21 protein-coding genes are annotated in these 19,341 nt (G+C 73.3%); 10 read left to right on the top strand and 11 right to left on the bottom strand.

All coding sequences use genetic code 11. The features are described 5' to 3' along the window. Positions 1-7 precede the first annotated feature (7 nt). Positions 8-283, top strand: a complete 276-nt coding sequence (locus AB0A90_RS03735) for a hypothetical protein (RefSeq protein WP_357241140.1) — start codon at positions 8-10, stop codon at positions 281-283. Here AB0A90_RS03735 and AB0A90_RS03730 read toward each other — a convergent pair. From AB0A90_RS03730 to AB0A90_RS03720, 3 genes are all read right to left on the bottom strand, one after another. Further along, positions 261-1,655 carry a hypothetical protein gene (locus AB0A90_RS03730; RefSeq protein ID WP_357241137.1) on the bottom strand — a complete coding sequence of 465 codons (1,395 nt, stop codon included), beginning with the start codon at positions 1,653-1,655 and terminating at the stop codon, positions 261-263. The two genes, AB0A90_RS03735 and AB0A90_RS03730, sit on opposite strands and share 23 nt — an antisense overlap. Then, positions 1,652-2,176, bottom strand: coding sequence for a SigE family RNA polymerase sigma factor (locus tag AB0A90_RS03725; RefSeq protein ID WP_357241134.1), 525 nt, complete (start codon positions 2,174-2,176; stop codon positions 1,652-1,654). Before AB0A90_RS03725 ends, AB0A90_RS03730 begins: the two co-directional genes overlap by 4 nt. A gap of 96 nt (positions 2,177-2,272) precedes the next feature. Then, entirely contained in the window at positions 2,273-3,229 is a 957-nt protein-coding gene (locus AB0A90_RS03720) for a DMT family transporter (protein ID WP_357241131.1), read from the bottom strand. 106 nt (positions 3,230-3,335) lie between these two features. On the opposite strand from AB0A90_RS03720, the gene AB0A90_RS03715 reads away from it, so the two are divergent. Further along, entirely contained in the window at positions 3,336-4,043 is a 708-nt protein-coding gene (locus AB0A90_RS03715) for an HAD family hydrolase (RefSeq protein WP_357241128.1), read from the top strand. A gap of 39 nt (positions 4,044-4,082) precedes the next feature. Here AB0A90_RS03715 and AB0A90_RS03710 read toward each other — a convergent pair whose 3' ends face one another. Next, positions 4,083-4,613 carry a hypothetical protein gene (locus tag AB0A90_RS03710; RefSeq protein ID WP_357241125.1) on the bottom strand — a complete coding sequence of 177 codons (531 nt, stop codon included), beginning with the start codon at positions 4,611-4,613 and terminating at the stop codon, positions 4,083-4,085. A gap of 12 nt (positions 4,614-4,625) precedes the next feature. Continuing rightward, positions 4,626-5,495 carry a PhzF family phenazine biosynthesis protein gene (locus tag AB0A90_RS03705; RefSeq protein ID WP_357241122.1) on the bottom strand — a complete coding sequence of 290 codons (870 nt, stop codon included), beginning with the start codon at positions 5,493-5,495 and terminating at the stop codon, positions 4,626-4,628. Between the two features lie 33 nt (positions 5,496-5,528). Here AB0A90_RS03705 and AB0A90_RS03700 point away from each other — a divergent pair, with 33 nt between their 5' ends. The 3 genes from AB0A90_RS03700 to AB0A90_RS03690 all read left to right on the top strand — a co-directional run bounded on the left by AB0A90_RS03700 (position 5,529) and on the right by AB0A90_RS03690 (position 8,687). Next, positions 5,529-6,815, top strand: a complete 1,287-nt coding sequence (locus AB0A90_RS03700; RefSeq protein ID WP_357241119.1) for a CBS domain-containing protein — start codon at positions 5,529-5,531, stop codon at positions 6,813-6,815. Then, positions 6,808-7,458: a DUF1003 domain-containing protein gene (locus AB0A90_RS03695; RefSeq protein WP_357241116.1), complete on the top strand. Its 651-nt coding sequence runs from the start codon at positions 6,808-6,810 to the stop codon at positions 7,456-7,458. Before AB0A90_RS03700 ends, AB0A90_RS03695 begins: the two co-directional genes overlap by 8 nt. Positions 7,459-7,535: 77 nt before the next feature. Continuing rightward, positions 7,536-8,687: an Mrp/NBP35 family ATP-binding protein gene (locus AB0A90_RS03690; protein ID WP_357241113.1), complete on the top strand. Its 1,152-nt coding sequence runs from the start codon at positions 7,536-7,538 to the stop codon at positions 8,685-8,687. Positions 8,688-8,995: 308 nt separating this feature from the next. On the opposite strand, the gene AB0A90_RS03685 is transcribed toward AB0A90_RS03690, so the two are convergent. Further along, complete coding sequence (locus AB0A90_RS03685) at positions 8,996-9,415, bottom strand: preprotein translocase subunit TatB (protein WP_357241110.1); 420 nt, start codon at positions 9,413-9,415, stop codon at positions 8,996-8,998. Positions 9,416-9,490: 75 nt separating this feature from the next. Next, positions 9,491-10,747, bottom strand: coding sequence for a trypsin-like peptidase domain-containing protein (locus AB0A90_RS03680; RefSeq protein ID WP_357241107.1), 1,257 nt, complete (start codon positions 10,745-10,747; stop codon positions 9,491-9,493). Between the two features lie 513 nt (positions 10,748-11,260). Between AB0A90_RS03680 and AB0A90_RS03675 the strand changes: the two genes are divergently transcribed. Continuing rightward, positions 11,261-11,905 (top strand): O-methyltransferase, encoded by a 645-nt coding sequence (locus AB0A90_RS03675; RefSeq protein WP_357241104.1) that lies wholly within the window; start codon positions 11,261-11,263, stop codon positions 11,903-11,905. A 6-nt stretch (positions 11,906-11,911) separates the two neighbouring features. On the opposite strand, the gene AB0A90_RS03670 is transcribed toward AB0A90_RS03675, so the two are convergent. Continuing rightward, positions 11,912-13,387, bottom strand: a complete 1,476-nt coding sequence (locus AB0A90_RS03670) for a M17 family metallopeptidase (protein WP_357241101.1) — start codon at positions 13,385-13,387, stop codon at positions 11,912-11,914. Between the two features lie 146 nt (positions 13,388-13,533). Then, a complete protein-coding gene (locus tag AB0A90_RS03665) occupies positions 13,534-13,701 on the bottom strand; it encodes a DUF3117 domain-containing protein (protein WP_007455245.1) in 168 nt (55 codons plus the stop codon). Positions 13,702-13,890: 189 nt separating this feature from the next. On the opposite strand from AB0A90_RS03665, the gene AB0A90_RS03660 reads away from it, so the two are divergent. From AB0A90_RS03660 to AB0A90_RS03645, 4 genes are read left to right on the top strand one after another with little or no spacing between them, the layout of a single operon-like run. Then, on the top strand, positions 13,891-14,709 hold the full coding sequence (locus AB0A90_RS03660; RefSeq protein ID WP_357241098.1) for a PaaX family transcriptional regulator C-terminal domain-containing protein: 819 nt from the start codon (positions 13,891-13,893) through the stop codon (positions 14,707-14,709). Positions 14,710-14,713: 4 nt separating this feature from the next. After that, on the top strand, positions 14,714-15,505 hold the full coding sequence (locus AB0A90_RS03655) for an enoyl-CoA hydratase-related protein (protein WP_357241095.1): 792 nt from the start codon (positions 14,714-14,716) through the stop codon (positions 15,503-15,505). A 59-nt stretch (positions 15,506-15,564) separates the two neighbouring features. Then, positions 15,565-16,863 carry a DUF1800 domain-containing protein gene (locus tag AB0A90_RS03650; protein WP_357241092.1) on the top strand — a complete coding sequence of 433 codons (1,299 nt, stop codon included), beginning with the start codon at positions 15,565-15,567 and terminating at the stop codon, positions 16,861-16,863. Between the two features lie 14 nt (positions 16,864-16,877). After that, positions 16,878-18,119: a DUF1501 domain-containing protein gene (locus AB0A90_RS03645; protein WP_357241089.1), complete on the top strand. Its 1,242-nt coding sequence runs from the start codon at positions 16,878-16,880 to the stop codon at positions 18,117-18,119. On the opposite strand, the gene AB0A90_RS03640 is transcribed toward AB0A90_RS03645, so the two are convergent. Then, positions 18,116-18,739, bottom strand: coding sequence for a hypothetical protein (locus AB0A90_RS03640; protein WP_357241086.1), 624 nt, complete (start codon positions 18,737-18,739; stop codon positions 18,116-18,118). The genes AB0A90_RS03645 and AB0A90_RS03640 overlap by 4 nt on opposite strands. 13 nt (positions 18,740-18,752) lie before the next feature. Continuing rightward, a complete protein-coding gene (locus AB0A90_RS03635) occupies positions 18,753-19,334 on the bottom strand; it encodes a DNA-3-methyladenine glycosylase I (protein ID WP_357241083.1) in 582 nt (193 codons plus the stop codon). Positions 19,335-19,341 lie beyond the last annotated feature (7 nt).

The following is a 19,341-nucleotide window of genomic DNA, read 5'->3' as shown; positions in this document are numbered from 1 at the left end:
GGGCGGCATGCTGACGCTCGTCGCGCTCGTCGAGTTTCCCGCCGGGGCCGAGGCCACCGGGCGGCGCTACGAGGACGCCGTGCTGGCCCTGCTCGGGCGGCACGGCGGCCACCTGGACCGGCGGCTGCGCGGCACCGACGGGCAGACCGAGGTGCACGTGATCCGCTTCGACGGACGGGCCGGTTACGAGTCCTTCCTCGTCGACCCGGAGCGGACGGCCCTGCGTGCCACTCTCGGCGACACCGCGCCGACCACCCGGGTCATCGAGGTGCACGAGGTCTAGGTCCGAGCCCTCGCGGGCCGCGCCAGCGGCGCAGCAGCGACAGCACGGCCCGGATGACGAGAACCGCCAAGACGAACCCCACCACGAGCGCCCAGAACGGCGGTGGCCCGTAGTGGGGGCGGCCGGACTCGCGTACCGCGCCGCGGATCGCGAGGTCGGCGGCGACCGACAGGTCGGTGATGCCCTCCGGCGTCCGGAAGAGCACCTCCGGCGCGGTCGCCCCCCGACGTAGCGCCACCAGCTCCACCGCCTCCGTGCCGACCTCGTGATACGGCCCCCAGGCGATGTCGTGCTCCTCCGGGCTGTCCACCGCCTCCGGACCCGGCACACCGACCAACGCGACCGCCTCGTCCGCCGAGCGCCAGCCCAGCAGCTGCACGAACGAACGGGAGCGCAACGTTGGGAACGCCGCGCCGGCCAGCGTTGTGCCGTCGGCTGCGGACCGCACCGACAGTGTCCAGGTTCTTCGGTAGGACGGAACCGGGCAGTCGGTACAGGTGGACCGGCCGAGGACAGCCACCGAACGGCCGTCCGGCAACCACGACCCGGCCCCGGCGAGCCGCCCGCCCGCCAGCGGCAGCTTCCGGTACGGCGTGGCGACCCGATCCGCGCCCGCGTCGCCCACCCGGGTCAGCCAGACCTCGTCGCGGATCTGGAGGGCGAGGTCGCCGCCGTCCGACGACAGCGCGGCCGTGCGCCCCGGCGGGACCCAGGTGGTGCCGACCGGCACCCGCAGCACGTCCGCTCCGCGATCCCGGTCGTAGACCCCCACGTACGGGGTGGCGTAGGTGTTCGGGGGCGTGAACGTGGTGCCGTCGTCGGCGTAGACCAACCGTTTCCCGTTCGGCGCGAAGGCGAGCGGATAGCCGTTCGGGCGATCCGGGGTGGTCTTCCCCGACGTCAGGTCGAGGAGGGAATCGCCCACCCAGACGTACCGGCCGTCCGGGGAGAGCATCGCCTCGAAACCCGCGACTGCCGGATCGCCGTTCAGCACGCGGTACCGGTCGTCGTCGGCGGCCACCACACCCATCCGGGTCTCGAACCAGTTGGTGCGCACGGCGGGACCACCGAAGAGCATCGCCGCCACGCCAGGTGCCGAGTAGCCGACCGAGGCGGTCCGCAGCGGCGGGTCGACGAGCCTGGTGGGCAGGCCCGGGGTCTCGTGCCGCGGACCGGCGGGCAGCGGCAGGGCCACCGGGTGCAGCGCGTACCCGGTGCCGAGAAGGAGGACCAGGACGGCGAGCGCGCCGGCGACGACGGCCCGGCGACGGCGGTGCCGGGTCCGCGCCGCGTCGAAGAGCCCCTCCGGTACGCGTGCCGGCGGCACGTCGTCGGCGAGGCGGCGCAGCGCCGCGGAGAGTCGGGCGGTCACCGGGCCACCTCCTGCGGGTCACGGCCGACGAGTTCGGCCAGTTCGGGGGCGAGGACGCGGAGTCGGCCGAGGGCGTGGCGGGTCTGACTCTTCACGGTGCCGACCCGGCAGCCGAGCAGTTCCGCGGTCTCCGTCTCGGTGCGGTCCTCGTAGTAGCGCAGCACGAGGACCGCACGCTGCCGCACGGTCAGCCGGGCCAACGCCGCCGACAGCACCAGGCGCAGATCGGCGTCGTCATCCGGACCGGATCGTTCCGGCAGCGCCCCGCCCAGCCGCTCCGCCGGGCGAGCCCGCCGCCAGCGCCACCAACTGGCGGCCTGGGTGCAGAGCACCCGACGCAGGTACGCGGGTGGGTCCTCGATCCGCTCCCAGCGCACGGCGACCCGAGCCAGCGCGACCTGGACCAGGTCCTCGGCGTGGTGCCGATCGCCGGTCAGCAGGTACGCGAACCGGGTCAGCCCGGCGGTCTCCGCCCGGACGAAATCGACGAAGCCGTCCCGGGTGCGGTCCTCAGTCGTCAACGGATCGCCCTCCTCACCCGGATAGACGCCGGGCGGGCACGCCGCGGAGGGAACCAGTGTCCATGTTCCTCACCTCGCCGCAGCGCCGTCGCGCGGTCAGTCGGCCAGCGGGGTCGGGTCGGTCGGCAGCGCGGTCGGCGCGACCCGGCGAGCGGCCCGACCACCGCCGAGCACCACCACCGCCACCCCGACCAGCAGCAGCGCCATCCCGACAAGCGCGTACGGGCGGGGCAGCTGCCCCAGCCACGCCCAGCCGAGCAGGGCCGCGCCGGGGGCTTCCAGCAGGATCAGCACGCTCACCGTGGTCGCCGAGATCTTCCGCAGGGCGTAGTTGAACATCGAGTGCCCGAGCAGCTGGGCACCGGCCACCAGGGCCAGGATGGCCAGCCACGTGTGCCCGTCGAACCCGGTCAGCCGTACGCCGCCGACCAGGCACACCAGCAGCAGGATCAGCGCGCAGATCCCGTAGCAGATGGTGGTGTACGTGGTGGTGCTGATGCTGGCGCGGGCCCGCTCGCCGAAGGCGGTGTAGCCGGCCGCGAACACGCCGCCGGTCAGCGCCAGCACGTCACCGAGGACGGCCGCGCCGGAGACACCCACGTCCGTCCCGGTGGTGATCGCCGCACCGCCGACCGCCACCGCGATGCCGAGCCACACCACCCGGGGCAACCGCCGCCCCTGGGCGCGGGCGATCAGCCCCTGCCAGACCGGCTGCGTGGCGACCAGGGCGGTGGACGTGGCAACCGAGGTGAGCTGGGCGCTCGGCACCCAGGTGGCGAAGTGCCCGGCGAGCGCGACCCCGGCCAGAACGCAGAACAGGCCCTCCCGCCGTCCCGCCCCCACGGTCAACCTGCGGAACTCGGCGCGGCGCCGGGCCAACGAGAAGGGGCTCAGCACGGCCACCGCGAGCAGGTTGCGCCAGAACGCGATGGCCAGCGCGGGAGCGGCCGCGTACGCGATCAGCGGCGCGGACGACGACACGGCGACCACGGCCAGGCCGACCGCGCCGGTGGTCGACAGGTCCGGGGACGGACGGTGCGGAGGTGGGGACACGGGACGTAATCCTCACACGTATGACGGACAACACGGACCGTCAGCACTCCGTTACGATCACGCGGGTTCGCGCCGGCGACCCTCGACCGGCCGGAGGCGTTTTGCCATGCCCAGCTACCAGGCGGTCCTGTTCGACTTCTTCGGCACCCTGACCCGTTCGGTGCAGCGTGGTGTCGCGCACGTCGGCACCGCCGAGCTCCTCGGGTGTCCCACCGAGATCCTGACCGAGGTGCTGAACCGCACCTACTACGAGCGGGCCAGCGGCCGGCTCGGCGACGCGGAGGCGACCCTGCGCTGGGTGTGCGCCCAGGCCGGCGTACACCCCAGCGACCATGCGGTGCGGGCGGCGGTGGCGTCCCGACACCGTGCGGTCCGCGCGGACACCTGGCTGCGGGCCGAGGCCGTGCCCGTCCTGGCGGCCCTGCGCCAACGCGGCCTGCGGACCGGCGTGATCAGCGACTGTACGCACGAGCTGCCGGCCTTCCTGCCCCAACTCGCGGTCGCCCCTCTGCTCGACGTGCGGGTGTTCTCGGTGCAGGTCGGGCGATGCAAGCCGGATCCGGTGCTCTACCTGACCGCCTGCCAGCGGCTCGGGCTGGCGCCGGCGGACTGCCTCTACGTCGGTGACGGCGGCAGCCAGGAGCTGACCGGCGCCGAGCGGGCCGGGATGACCGCCGTCCGACTCGCCGCGCCGGACCTGGCCACGCACATGGTGTTCAACGCCGACCTGGACTGGCGAGGCCCCACGCTCGGCGCACTGGGTGAGGTGCTCACCCTTGTCGACAGCTACGTCGACGTGGTCCCGGCCGGCTGACCCCAGCAGCGGCGGCGGCCCCCTCGTGGGCGGTCGCCGTCAGCGGCGACGGACCCGGTGCAGGCGGAACGGTTTGCGGGTGGCCCGGACCGCCGGGGTGGGCCGGGGTGGCTCGGCCTGGGCGTCGGCGGGCAGGTCCGCGCCGGCCAGCGACGTACCCGCCGGGGTGAGCCGGTTCACCGCGCACCCGTCGGATGCCCAGCGGGCCACCAGGTCGGCGGTCGGACCCGGTGCGTTGAGGCGCTTCGCCGCGACCAGCGGCGCGGCGGTGTCCCACGCCTCGGTGCCCGGCAGCACCCGGCTCACCCGGGCCGGCCAGGTGACGATCCGACCGCCGTGATCGCCGCGCAGGGTGACCTGCGCCTCGGTCGCGTCGGCCAGCCCCGGCGCGGCCTGCTCGCCCGGCCCGGAGACCACCAGCAGCGCGCCCTCCAGTGGGGCGCACCAGAGGGCGAGCGCCGGCCCGCCGGACACGCTGACCCAGGCCACGGCGGCCTTCTTCATCGCCTCGTCGACAAGCGGTGTGCCCCCGGGGGCGTTCTCGTCCGTCACACCCGCATCCTCCCGCATCGGCACCCCAGCTCACCCCACGAAGGGCGGGACGGTGATCTCGCCCCGGGCCACCGGCATCACCTGACCGGCGACCGTCGCGCCGACCGCCACCCCGTCCACCGCGGTGACCGTGCACGCCAGCGCGGACGGGCGGTTCATCTCCACACCCTGACGCACCGCGTACTCCGACAGCCCCACACCGGGCAGCAGCCCGGTCGCCACCAGCCAGACGCCGAGGCCGAGCGCCGCCGAGCCGGTCGCCGGGTCCTCCGGGACGCCCATCCCCGGCACGAACACCCGCGCGTGCGCGGTTTGCGCGGCGGCGTCCCAGGAGAAGACGCTGACGTGCGACACCCCGTACCGCTGCGCCGCCGCCGCGTTCACCCGCGCGCGGGCCACCGACTCCGGACGCACCGGCAGGTACGGGAACTCCAGCCCGCAGCCCGCGACGCGGGGAGCGGGACCGACGTGGTCGTCCGCGGTCAACCCGGCGATCTCCAGCAACGGCTCCGGGTCCAACTCGGGGCCGAGGGTCGGGGTGCCACCGGTCAGCGTCGCCCCGGTCGCGGTCACCTCGATCGGCAGCACTCCGGCATGGCACTCCTGGGTGACCTGCCCCACACCGAACATGCCCCGCCGGCTCGCGGTCACCGCCGCGCCGACGCTCGGGTGCCCCGCGAACGGCAACTCCTCGACCGGCGTGAAGATCCTGGCCCGGTAGGTGGCACCGAACTGGGTCGGTGGCAGCACGAACACCGTCTCGGACAGGTTGAACTCCAGCGCGAGCGCCTGCATCTGCTCGGTGGCCAGCGCCTCCGCGCCGAACACCACGGCCAGCGGGTTGCCGGCGAAGGGGCGGTCGGTGAAGACGTCCACGATCTCGTAGGCCAAGGTCGACATGTTGATAAACACTAGGCGCTTAGGCTGGTGCCCGTGAGCACGCCGACCCGGGTCTACATCGCCCGTCTCGCCGGAGTCGCCGTCTTCGACCCGAACGGTGACCAGGTGGGGCGGGTTCGCGACGCCGTGGCCCGGCTGCGGGCGACCAAGCGCCCCCCGGAGGTGGTGGGTCTCGTCGCCGAGATGCCGATGCGTCGCCGGATCTTCCTGTCCATCAACCGGATCACCTCCATCGACGCGGACGCCGTCGTGCTCGGCTCCGGCACCCTCAACCTGCGCCGCTTCGAGAAGCGCCCGAACGAGCTGCTGGTCCTCCAGGAACTCCTCGACCGGCGGGTGCAGCTCGACCCGGGCGGCCAGCCCGGCGCCGTCGTGGACGTCGCGATGGAGTGCACCCGCGGCGGTGAGTGGTCGTTGACCCGCGTCGCCGTACGGGAGCAGACCGGCCGGCTCAGCCGCCGCGGCCACCTGCACCAGGTCGAGTGGGACCGGGTGCGCGGGCTCAGCGGCATCGCCGACAACCGGGGTACGGCCAACCTGCTCGCCGTCCTGGAGGACATGCGCCCCGCCGACCTGGCCAACGCGCTTCAGGACCTGCCCGACGCACGGCGTAACGAGGTGGCTGCCGCACTGGACGACGAGCGGCTGGCCGACGTGCTCAGCGAGCTGCCGGAGCACGACCAGGTGGAGATCCTCGCCGCACTGGACCGGGAACGGGCCGCGGACGTACTGGAGGAGATGGACCCGGACGACGCGGCCGACCTGCTCAACGAGCTGCCCCCACCGGAGCAGGACGTGCTGCTGGACCTGATGGAGCCGGACGAGGCCGACCCGGTGCGTCAGCTCCTGAAGTACACCCCCGGCACGGCGGGCAGTGTGATGACCTCGGAGCCGGTCATCCTCCCGCCGGACGCCACCGTCGCCGAGGCGCTGGCCCGGATCCGGGAACCACAGCTCTCCCCCGCCGTCGCCGCGCAGGTCTTCGTGACCCGGGCGCCACAGAACACCCCGACCGGTCGCTACCTGGGCATGGTGCACTTCCAGGCGCTGCTCCGTGAACCGCCGGCCGACCTGCTGGGCAAGGTGGTGGTCAACGACATCGACCCACTGCGCCCGACCACCCCGCTGCCGGAGATCACCCGTCGGATGGCCACCTACGACCTGGTCGCCATGCCGGTGATCGACCGGAGCAACCGGCTGGTCGGCGCCGTGACGGTGGACGACGTGCTGGACCACTCGCTCCCCCGGGACTGGCGGGACCGCGACGCCCTGGCCGCCCCGGGCACCACCGACGCGACGCTGGACGGCGCGGATGGCTGAGCGGCGGCGTAACGAACGCCTCGACCAACCGCGTGAGCCCCGGGGCATCAAGCTGCCCCGGTTCGACGCGGAAGCGTTCGGCAGGTGGTCGGAGGGCATCGCCCGGGGCATGGGCACCGCGAACTTCATCGTCGTCATGACGGTGGTGATCACGATCTGGTTCGTCTGGAACACGTTGGCCCCGGCGGACCTGCGCTTCGACCCGTACACCTTCACGTTCTTGACCCTGGTGCTGTCGTTGCAGGCCAGCTACGCGGCGCCGCTGATCCTGCTGGCGCAGAACCGGCAGGCCGACCGGGACCGGGTGGCCCTGGAGGAGGACCGGCGGCGAGCCACCGCGCAGAAGGCGGACACCGAGTACCTGGCGCGGGAGATCGCGGCACTGCGGATCGCGTTGGGTGAGGTGGCGACCCGTGACTTCCTCCGCTCCGAGCTGACCCGGCTGGCCGAGGAGCTGGACGAGGCGGGGCAACGCCGGCAACGCCTGGAACGCCGCCAGCAGGACCGGGACAGCCGGCAGGAGAAGCGGAGCCACCGGCCGACCGACGGTGTCGGCCTGGACGAACCGCGCGACGACCTGGACGGCGACTTCACCCGGGACGTCCGGCCGGACGGCGCCGGGCCGCGCCTGCCGGAGGGCTGATCCGTGGGGTCATCGATTGGCTCACACCACCCCGGGCAGCAGCGGCAACGGATGCCCCGCGACGTAGCATTGCGGGCATGTCAGCACCCGTGAGCACCGTCGAGGACGCGATCCAGGCCGCCCTGGCCACCGTCAACGACCCGGAGATCCGCCGGCCCATCACCGAGCTGGGCATGGTCCGCTCCGCCACGATCGCTGCCAGCGGCGTCGTACGCGTCGAGCTGCTGCTCACCGTCGCCGGTTGCCCGCTCAAGGACAAGCTGCGTACGGACATCACCACCGCGCTCGCCGCGGTGCCCGGAGTGACCGGTGTGGAGATCGACTTTGGGGTGATGACCCCCGAGCAACGACAGTCGTTGCAGTCGCAGCTGCGCGGTGGCGGCGCCGCCACCGAGGAGCCCGTCATCCCGTTCGCGCAGCCCGGCTCCCGCACCCGCGTGTACGCGGTGGCCAGCGGCAAGGGTGGCGTCGGCAAGTCCAGCGTGACGGTCAACCTGGCGGCGGCGCTCGCCGCTCGTGGGCTCTCCGTCGGCGTGGTCGACGCGGACATCTACGGCCACTCGGTGCCCCGGATGCTCGGCACGGAGGCCCGGCCCACCCGGGTCGAAGACATGATCATGCCGCCGCAGGCGCACGGCGTGAAGGTGATCTCCATCGGCATGTTCACCTCGGGCAACGCCGCCGTGGTGTGGCGCGGCCCGATGCTGCACCGGGCGTTGCAGCAGTTCCTGGCGGACGTCTACTGGGGCGACCTGGACGTGCTCCTGCTCGACCTTCCCCCGGGCACGGGTGACGTGGCCATCTCGCTGGCCCAACTGCTCCCCAACTCGGAGATCCTGATCGTCACCACCCCGCAGACCGCCGCCGCCGAGGTGGCCGAGCGGGCCGGCGCGATCGCCCTGCAGACCCACCAGCGGGTGGTCGGCGTCATCGAGAACATGTCCTGGCTGGAGCTTCCGGACGGCTCCCGGATGGAGATCTTCGGCTCCGGGGGCGGCACGGCCGTCGCCGAGTCGCTGAGCCGGACCATCGGCGCTCAGGTGCCGCTGCTCGGTCAGATCCCGCTGGACACCCGGGTCCGTGAGGCCGGCGACGCGGGCAACCCGATCGTGCTGGCCGAGCCGGAGTCCCCGGCCGCGCAGGCCCTCGGCACCATCGCCGACCGGCTCGCGCTGCGCCGTGAGTCACTGCTCGGCAAGCCGCTCGGTCTGAAGCCCGCCGGCCGCTGACCACCACGTCCCACCGCCAGCCCGTCGGCCGCTGTTGGCCGGCGGGCTGAGTCGTGTCGGTGGGTGGCCGCAGCCGGCACAGCCCCGGCGTAGCCGGCACCGCCGCGTAGCCGGCACCGCCGCGTAGCCGGCACCGCCGCGTAGCCGGCACCGCCGCGTGATCGACTCGGGTTTCTGAAAGTCGCGGCGTCCTGGGCCGGTTGAGGGGCCGAATTCCTGAAAATCGAGTCGATCAAGGCACCGAGCGCGGGCGGGCCGGGCGGGCGGGCGGGCCGGGCGGGCGGGCGGGCCGGGCGGGCGCGGGTCGGTCAGGTGGCGTCGTCGTAGCTGGCGCGGGGTGCCGGGGTGGTGCTGCCGGTGGCCGTGGTGGGCCGCGTCCCGTTCGACCGCAGGTCGGCGGCGCTGGCCACGTCCTTCAGGTCGTCGTGCACGCCGCTGACGTCCGCGCGGAGGTTGTCGTAGACGCCCTGCAACGGCTTGCGGATCGCCGCCTCGTCCTCCTCGCTGAGGAGGTGCTTGCGGATGAAGGCTTTCGGGTGCAGGTCTTCCAGCTGGATGTCGGTGCCCAGCTCACGACTCAGGTCGCCGGTGGCGTTGCGGGCCATGTTTCGCAGGTTGCGCACCAGCCGCAAGCCGTCGTTGATGACCGCGGGCAGCCGATCACCGAAGATCAGTAGCGCCAGGAGCAGCAGCGCCCCGATCTCCCACCAGTTCAGGTTCTCGAACATCCCGCTGGCCTCCTCTCCGCGTCAGCAGCAAGACTACGCACGCCAGGCGGCGTTCGAGCAAGGGGTGAGCCGTGTTCACTTCGCGTCGGCGGCGAGAGTTACCGAGGTGTTCTGCCGGTCGGAGCCCCGTCGAAACTCGACGGATACCACCGAGCCCGGCGCGAACTTGCGAACCAACGCGGTCAGGTCCGTCGGCTCGGTCATCGGCCGACCATTGATCTTGAGGATGACGTCACCGACCTTCAACCCGGCGCTGTCCGCCGGGCCGGACGGCGCCACCTCCGCCAGCCGCAGGCCACCCCCGGCGACCCCGGTCGGGCCGTCCGCCCGGGCACCGATCACCGTACGCCGGGCCTTGCCGGTGCCGATGATGTCCTGGGTCACCCGCTTGGCCTGGTTGATCGGAATGGCGAAGGCGAGCCCGATGTTGCCCGCCTCCTGCCCCTCGGCGACAAGTGACTTGATTGTCGAGTTCACCCCGACCACCCGCCCGGCGCCGTCGACCAACGGCCCGCCCGAGTTGCCGTGGTTGACGGCCGCGTCGGTCTGGATCGCCGCGTAGTAGCGGATCGGACCACCGGGCTCGCCGGCCTGCATCGTCCGGTCCAGGGCACTCACGATGCCGGCGGTGACCGTGTTGGCCAGCGACAGCGGCGAGCCGATGGCGAGCACCGGGTCACCGACGGCCAGGGCGTCGGAATCGCCGAACTCCACAGGTCGCAGCCCGCTACGGCTCACCTTGATCACCGCGATGTCCGACTCCGGATCCTGACCGACGATTGTCGCCGGCGCGGTGCTGCCGTCGTTGAAGACCACCGAGGCCTTGCCGCTGCCGCCGGCCACCACGTGGTCGTTGGTGATCACGTGGCCGTCGGCGGTGGCGACGAAGCCGGAGCCCTCGCTGGTCCCGCCGAGGCTGCTCACGCGGACGGTGACCACGCTGGGCAGGACACGTTCGGCGACACCGGCAAGCGATTCCGGCTTGCGCTGGGCCAGCGCGGGGGGCTCTGCCGGCGCACCGCCGAGCACCACTCCGGCAGCCCCGCCGCGAACCGCGAACGCGTAGCCCAGCGCCCCGCCGAGGGTGCCGGCCAGCAGCGCGGTGATCACGGGAATGAGCAGCAGTTGGCGTAGCGTCGGTCGACCCGGCGCGTCCGGATCGGTGACCGGCTCGGGCTCGGAACCGGCCGCCACCACCCCCGGCACCACCACCGCGGTCGGCGCCGCCGGGTCCCGCCAGGGATCGGCGAGCGCGTCCGACCACCAGGGCGACGCCCCGGCCGTCCCGGGTCCGCCCGCGACAGGTACCGGCCAACCCGGTGACGGCCCCACGGGCGGCACCGGCGGGTATCCGGCTGCCGGCACGCCTGCCGGCGGCACAACTGGCGCACCCCCCGGCGGCCCCACGGGCGTGCTCCCCGGCGGCCCCATGACGGGCGTGCTGCCCGGCGGCACCACCACGGGCGTGCTGCCCGGCGGCACCACAGCAGGCGTGCTGCCGGCCCCCGGCATGGATGGCGATCCCACCGGCGGGGCCTCTGCCCCGGGCGGTCGCGCCGGAGCCGGAGTCTCACCGCCCCGGCGCCAGTCCCAGCCGTCGGTCACGTCGGTGCCTCCCAGTCCGTCCCCGGATCCCGCGCCGCGTCGCCCGGCCACGGGCCGGTTCGGTCGCGGCTGACGGGATACCGCTTCCAGGATTGCACGGATGCGCGCGGTGGAGTCAGCGGTTGCCCCCGGCGATCGCTTCGGGCGGAGGCCCGGCTGCGCCCCCTGGCGGTCGCCTCTACGCTCACAGTGCCAACCCGCCCCCGCACCACGCACCGCCCCCGGAGGTGCCCCATCGCCATGGTCGCCGGTACCGGCAGTTCGACGGCCCAGGCTCAGCAGTTCGCTGAGTCGTACGTCACCGAGGATCTCGTCCTGCGCACCGCCCGTAGCCTGGCCCTGGAGGTGGGCCTCGACGCGGTCACCCCGGGCGCGGGAGCGGCGTTGCGGCTGCTGGCCGCCGCCGGCAACGCCCGCGCGGTGGTGGAGATCGGCACCGGCACCGGCGTGAGCGGTGTCTGGTTGCTGCGCGGCATGCGCGCCGACGGTGTGCTCACCACCATCGACGTGGAGGTGGAGCATCAGCGGATCGCCCGGCGGATCTTCGCCGAGGCGGGCTTCGCGGCCGGCCGTACGCGGATCATCACCGGTCGGGCGCTCGACGTGCTGCCCCGGCTCGCCGACGGCGCGTACGACCTGGTCTTCGTGGACGCGGAGGCCACCGGCTTCCATGCCTGCGTGGAAGCCGCACTGCGGCTGTTGCGACCGGGCGGAGTGCTCGCGCTCAACGGCGTGTTGGCCAGCGGCCGGATCGGTGATCCGGCCGCCCGGGACGCGGAGACGGTGACGGTCCGCGAGACGATCAAGGCGGTCCGGGAGTCGGAGCACTGGATCCCCGCGCTGCTTCCGGTCGGGCACGGGGTGCTCGCCGCGGTGAAGTGCTGACCCGGGTCAGTCGACGCTGGCCAGCCAGCGCAGCAACCACCGAACGCCCCAACCGGTGGCGCCGCGGCTGACCTCGGCCTGGTCGCCGTCCGCCCAGGACGGGGCCGACATGTCCAGGTGCAGCCAGCGGTCCCGCAGCTCGCCGGTGAACTCGCGCAGGTAGAGCGCGGCCAGCACCGAACCGGCACCCTGTGTCGGCGCGCTGTAGAGATCGGCGACGTCGCTGCCCAGGTATTCGGCGTAGTCGTTGTGCAGCGGCATCCGCCAGGCCGACTCGCCCGCCGCCTCGGTCGCGGCCAGCACGTCCGCGGCCAGTTGGTCGTTCTCGCTGTACAGCGCGGCGGTGCGCTTGCCCAGCGCAACGGCGTTGGCGCCGGTGAGGGTGGCCAGGTCGAGCAGTAGGTCCGGTTCGAGCTGCTGCACCGCGTACGCCAGGGCGTCGGCGAGGACCAGACGGCCCTCGGCGTCGGAGTTGGTCGTCTCGCTCGTCGTGCCGCCGTAGTGCCGGATGACGTCGCCGGGGCGGAACGCGGAGCCGCTGACCATGTTCTCGGCGAGCGGGGCGAGCGTCGTGATGCGCACCGGCAGCCGCAGCGCGGCGGCACCGAGGGTGGCGGCGACGACCGCGGCCGCGCCGGCCATGTCCTTGCGCATCAGTTTCATCGCCGGTACCGGCTTGATCGAGATGCCGCCGGTGTCGAAGGTGATGCCCTTGCCGACCAGCACCACGTGGGTACGCGCGTCGGCGGGGTGCCAGTCCAACTCGACCAGCCGGGGGCCACTGGCCGAGCCGCCGCCCACGGCGAGGATCCCGCCGAAGCCCTCGGCGGCCAACTCGGCCGGGCCGCGAACCCGCAGTCGCAGGTCCGGCAGGTCGGCCGCGGCGGACGTCACCTGGTCGACGAACCACTGCGGGGTCTTCGTCGAGGAGGGCGTGTTGGTCAGGTCACGGGCGAGATGGGTCATCGCCGCGGTGGTCCGGGCCGTGGCGACGGTGGCCTCGAACGTGGTCGGGTCGTCGAGCAGCAGGTCGATGCCGTCGAGCGTCGGCGCGTCGCCGGCCTCGGTCAGCCGGTACCGGTGCGAGGCGAGCAGCAGCCCCTCGGTCAACCCGCGCACCGCGGCCGGAGTCAGCTCGCCCGGCAGCGCGATGGTGATATGCGTCTCATTCGCGGCAGACCGGGCCAGGGCCGCGCCGGCCGTCCGCCAGGCTGCCTCGCCGCCGTCGCCGATGCCGAGCAGCAGAAGCCGGCCGGGGGTACGTCCGGGGCGCAGTTGGGTGTGGATCTCGCCAGCTCGGCCGTTCAGCCGGGCCGCCGACACCAGTGCGGTCGCCTCGTCGGCCGTGTCGTCCGGCGGGGCCGCGGCGGTCGACACGGGCTCGGCCGAGGCGTCACCTCCGGCTGCCGGATCGACGGGACGGACAGGCAGGACGAGGACGTCGAGCCGGTCGGGCTCGGCGATCAGACGGATGGCGAGCACGCGGAACCGTACCTCCAGGAAAGTGTCGCGGAGCGGAACTCAGCCCACCTGCCCGCAGTGATGAAGACCCTGAGCCACCGGCGGTACCGGTGGCTCAGGGTCACGGAACGCTCCGGGCGGTGCGAGCCGCCCGGACCACTCCTTACTCAGCCGGCCGCCGCCTTCAACGCGTCACCGAGCGCGTTGGCCTCGTCGGGAGTCATCTCGACGACGAGCCGGCCACCGCCCTCCAGCGGGACCCGCATGACGATGCCCCGCCCCTCCTTGGTGACTTCCAGCGGACCGTCGCCCGTCCGCGGCTTCATCGCCGCCATGTTGTCTCCCCTCAGACCTACACCAGGGTCGGTGGGTTGCCCCACAGCCACTTCGTCACGACCACCCGCAACGGTCGCGGGGGTGTCGACAGCGATTTTCCCTGATGAACACCGCCGGACCCAAACCGGAGCAGCATTGATGTAACAGCATCTAGCTTATCTTGAGAAGGCCTGTCACAATGTGCGGTCATGCAGGCACGGTCGGCACTCTTCGACCTGTACGGCGACCACCTCCGACCGAGGGGTGGCCGCGCACCGGTTGCTGCCCTGGTCAAACTGCTGGCGCCGCTGGGAATCGCACCGCCAGCCGTTCGCACCGCCGTGTCCCGGATGGTGCGTCAGGGCTGGCTCGAACCGCTCCGGTTGATCTCCGGACCGGGATATTCGATCACACCGAAAGCCGCCCGACGACTCGACGAGGCGGCCTCCCGGATCTACCGGACCGGCCGGGTCACCTGGGACGGCCGGTTCGATCTGCTGGTGCTGGAGGCCCCGGGCTCCCGACGGGACCGCCAGCGGCTCGCCGCGAACCTGAGCTTCCTCGGCTACGGCACGCTCGACGAGCAGACCTGGGTCGCCACCCGTCCCGCCGAGGACGTCGACCTGATCCTCGCCGAGGCCGGCATCCGGTTCGAGCGGTTCAACGCCGCACACTTCGCCGGCACCCCCGGTGCGATGGGCGTGGTCCGGCGAGCATGGGACCTGACCGAGATCGGCCGCGCCTACGAGCAGTTCGTCGCGGACCAGCGCCCACTGCTCTCCGCCGTGACCGTGCGCAGCAGCGACGAGGAGGCGTACGCGACCCGGTTCCGGCTGGTGCACGCGTGGCGTACGTTCCTCTTCCGGGACCCGCAGCTACCCCCGGCGCTGCTGCCCGAACGCTGGCCCGGCACCGCCGCGGCCAGTTTCTTCGACCGGCACGCGGCCCGCCTGCGTCCGGCCGCGGACCGGTACGTCGAACAGTGCCTCGACGCCGGCAACCGCCTCGTCCGACAGAAGGGTCGTTAGACACGTGACCGAGCCGCTGCTGGTCGACCGGACCGACGCCGTCGTCACCCTCACGCTGAACCGGGCGAACGCGATGAACGCGCTCGACGTGGCGCTGAAGGAGGCGCTGCGGGACGCCCTGGCGGAGCTGGAGACCGACCGGTCCTGCCGGGCGGTCGTGCTGGCCGGGGCGGGCGGGTCGTTCAGCGCCGGTCAGGACCTGCGCGAGCACGTGGCGACGCTGGAAAGCTCCGGGAACGATCCCCTGGGCACCGTGCGGGCGCACTACAACCCGATCGCCGCCCGGCTGGCCAACCTGCCCAAGCCGGTGATCGCCGCGGTCCGTGGCATGGCCGCCGGTGCGGGCGCGTCGCTGGCCTTCCTCGCCGACATCCGCATCGGTGGCCCGACCACCAGCTTCCTGATGGCCTTCGCCAAGGTCGGCCTCGCCGCCGACACGGGCGCCTCCTGGACCCTGCCCCGGCTGGTCGGCCACGCCAAGGCGGTGGAGCTGCTGATGCTGGCCGAGCCCGTCCGTGCCGAGGAGGCCTGCCGGATCGGCCTGCTCAACCGCCTGGTGGATGACGACGAGTTGGTCTTGCCGACCGCCCAGGAGCTGGCCGCCCGCCTCGCCGCCGGCCCGACGGTCGCCTACGGGGCGATCAAGCGGCAGCTCTCCATCGCCGACGCCGGCACCCTCGCCGACGCCCTCGCGGCCGAGGCGCAGGCCCAGTCGATCTGCGGTGCCACCGCCGACCACCGGGCGGCCACGTTCGCCTTCGTCGGCAAGCAGAAACCGGTCTTCGAGGGACGCTGAACGCGATTCGCACGCCGCCCTTACCGTCCTCGAACACGGGCGGCCTAGCGTCGGCCGGTATGAGCGATCGTGAAGCGGTGGCGCACCTGCTGCGCCGGGCCACCTTCGGGCCGACCGCAGACGAGGTGGACGCCGCCGAGCGGGCCGGTCCGGCAGCGACCCTGGACCGGCTGCTCACCCCGCCCGCGACGGACCGGGGTGCGGCGGCCACGCCGATCCCCACGCTGTCCGCCGACCCGTACGCCGGGCTGACCAAGGACTCCACCCGCGAGCAGCGGCAGCAGGCCAACGCGGAGCGGCGCAAGCAGCTCCAGCAGGTCACCGCCTGGTGGCTGGACCGGATGGTGGCCGCCGAGGACGGGCTGAGCGAGAAGCTGCTCTTCTTCTGGCACGGGCACTGGGCGACAAGCGCGCAGAAGGTCAAGTCGGCCCGGGTGATGCAGGGCCAACTGGACACGCTGCGCCGGCACGGACGCGGGCCACTGGCCCCGCTCGTCACCGCGATGGTGCGCGACCCCGCCCTGATCATCTGGCTGGACGGGCAGAAGAACACCCGCAAGGCCCCGAACGAGAACCTGGCCCGCGAGCTGATGGAGTTGTTCACCCTCGGCATCGGCGCCTACACCGAGGCCGACGTGAAGGCCGGCGCGCGCGCCCTGACGGGCTGGGTGGTCGACAGGCGTACCGGGACGGCCCGCTTCGAGGCCAAGCGGCACGACCCCGGCGAGAAGACCATCCTCGGGCAGAGCGGCCGGTTCGACGCCGAGGCGTACGCCGGGCTGCTGGCCGCCCAGCCCGCGGCGGCGACGTTCGTGGCCGGCCGGCTCTGGTTCCGCTACGCCGGCACCGACGTCCCGGCACCGGAGGGCCTGGCCGGCGCGGACACCATCACGACCCTGCGGGCGATCCTCTCGGCGCCGGCCTTCGCCCAGACCAGGGGCACGCTCGTCAAGCAGCCGGTGGAGTGGCTGGTCGGGGCGCTGCGGCAGCTCGGCATCCGACCCTCCGCCCTGCCCGAGCAGGAGCACAAGCAACTACTGGCCGGCCTGAACGCGCTCGACCAGGTGCCGCTGCGACCGCCGAGCGTGGGCGGCTGGCCGGCCGGGGCCGCCTGGCTGACCACCTCGTCGTTGCAGGCACGGCTGCGGACGGCCGGGATGCTCGCCGCCGCGGTGAATCCCACGGTGCTGGCCCGGCTGACCGCCGCGCCCACCGCCGGCCGGCCGGACGCGCTGGCGCGACTGCTGGTGGTCGACGGCTGGAGCGCGCGTACCCGGGCCGCCCTCACCCCGCTGGCCGGCGATCCGCGCAAGTTGCTGGCCGCCGGCCTGGTCAGTCCCGAATACACAGTCAGCTGAGCGGAGGAGTCGACATGGACACCCAGACCCGACGCAGGTTCCTGCTGACCAGCGGGGTGGTCGGCGCGGGCGCGCTGGCCGCCGGCGCCGGCGCGTACCGCCTGCGGGACCTGCTGGACACCGGCGGGGACCGTGATCCAGAGGCCCGCACGCTGGTGCTGGTGACCCTCTACGGCGGCAATGACGGGCTCAACACGGTCATCCCGTACGGCGATCCGGCCTACCGGGCGGCCCGTCCCGAGCTGGCGTACCCCGACGGGGAGGTGCTGCGGTTGGACGACGGCTTCGGCCTCAACCCGGCACTGGCCGGTCTGCACCGGCGCTGGTCGGGCGGTGGGCTGGCGATCGTGCGCGGGGTCGGCTACCCGAAGCCGGACCGCAGCCACTTCCGGTCGATGGACATCTGGCACACCGCGCAGCCGGACCGGCCGGGAAACACCGGTTGGCTGGGTCGTTGGCTGGACTCCGTCGGTGGCGACCCCCGGCTGGCGGTCTCCTTCGAGCCGGCGCTGCCGCCACTGCTGGCCGGGGAGCGGAGCGCGGGCGCCGCCGTGCCGGTGGCCGACCGGAAGGCCGCCAAGGGGCTGCCCGCCGAGACACTGACCGCGCTCGCCGCCGCCGAGGCGGGTGAGTCGGCGGCCCGGGGCCGGGCCGCCGCCTGCTTCGCCGACCTGCGGTCGGTGGACGAGATGATCCGCCAGGTACGCGACTCCGCCGACCCGGACGCGGCGGAACCGGACGGCGAGCAGGCGCCCGCGACGGCGACCGGCGGTGCCCGCACCCCGCTGGACGCGCAACTCGACCTGGTCGCGCAGTGCGTCGAGGCCGGAGTGTCCACCCGGGCCTTCTCGGTGTCGCTCGGTGGCTTCGACACGCACGCCGACGAGAAGCAGTTGCAGGCCGTCCTGCTGGGTCAGGTGGACCGGGCGCTGACCGGGTTCGCCGACCGGATGAGCCGCACCGAGGCGGGTCGGAAGGTGGTGGTGGCGGTCTACTCCGAGTTCGGCCGCCGCGTCCGGGCCAACGCCTCGGACGGCACCGACCACGGCACCGCCTCGGACGTGCTGCTGCTGGGTGCCGGGGTGCGCGGCGGCTGGCACGGTGCACCGCCGAGCCTCACCGATCTCGACGACGGCGACCTGAAATACACGACCGACTTCCGGGACGTCTACGCCACGCTGCTGGAACGGGTGCTGGACACCGACCCGGGACCGATTCTCGCCGACTGGCGGGGACGCGTGGACAAGCTGTTCTAGTCGTCCTCTTCCGGGTCCTGGTTGGCCTCCGCGCCCAGCACGAACGCCTGCATGGCCAGCTCGTCGTCGGACGGCGAGACGAAGGCGGGCAGCTCACGCGGACCCAACTCCTGCACGTACGACCAGAACAGCCGGACCGCCTCCGCCCGCGTGCCGGCCTCGATCGGCAGGTCGAGGCTGACCAGCCAGGTGCGCCGCTCCGGGGGCGGGCCGAGCTGGTCGGCCAGCGCCCGGAAGGCCGCCGGCTCCAACGCGGTGACCGGCCCGTCGAGCGTCAGCAGGTCGGCCGGCACCGGCTCGTCGAAAACCCGCCGGGTGTACGACACCACGACCGTCCCCGGCTCGACCGGGGACTGCGGGTCGTCCGGGTCTTCGCGGTGCCGGCGACCCGGCGCGCGGACCCGGCCGAGCGCGACCAGCCGTGGCGGCGCGTCGACGAGCACCGCCACCTGGTCTCCCGTGCTCGGCCGGCGGCTGTCGGTCAGCCCGGTCAACTCCAGCGTGTCGTGGTGCACGAGCCGCTCGGCCTCGTACCGCTCGGCCGGCAGCAGCACGGCCCACGCGCCCACGCCGTCGGCACGGCCGGATCCACCGGCCCGGTACGCGGTCTCGGTCGTCATGCCTGCCATCCCATCATGTCGCCGCGGGAAGGGTGACGTGACAGCCGACGATGTGATCGTCGACCATGCCGGTGGCCTGCATCAGCGCGTACGCGGTGGTCGGGCCGACGAACCGGAAGCCGCGCTTCTTGAGCGCCTTGGCCATCGCCGTCGACTCCGCGGTGATCGGCGCCAGCTCGGCGAACGAGGCGGGGCGGGCCGGTCGGGGCTCCGGGGCGTAGGACCAGAGCAGCTCGGACAACCCTTCCGGCACCTCCAGAGCGGCGCGGGCATTGGCGATCGCCGCCTCGATCTTGGCCCGGTTGCGGACGATGCCGGCGTCGGCGAGCAGCCGGGTCACGTCGGCGTCGGAGTATCCGGCGACGGTCGGGATGTGGAACTCGTCGAAGGCCAGCCGGAACGCCGGGCGTTTGCGCAGAATGGTCAGCCAGGACAACCCGGACTGGAACGCCTCCAGCGTCATCCGCTCGTAGAGCGCGTCGTCTCCGCGCAGCGGCCGACCCCACTCGGTGTCGTGGTAGATGGCGTAGTCGGGGGTGCTCGACCCCCAGGCGCAGCGGGCCAGCCCGTCGACGCCGATCACCAGGTCAGTCACGTCGTAC

It is taken from the genome of Micromonospora sp. NPDC049204 (genome assembly GCF_040647935.1).
Classification (GTDB): domain Bacteria; phylum Actinomycetota; class Actinomycetes; order Mycobacteriales; family Micromonosporaceae; genus Micromonospora.
This window is presented reverse-complemented; position numbering and strand designations above follow the sequence as displayed.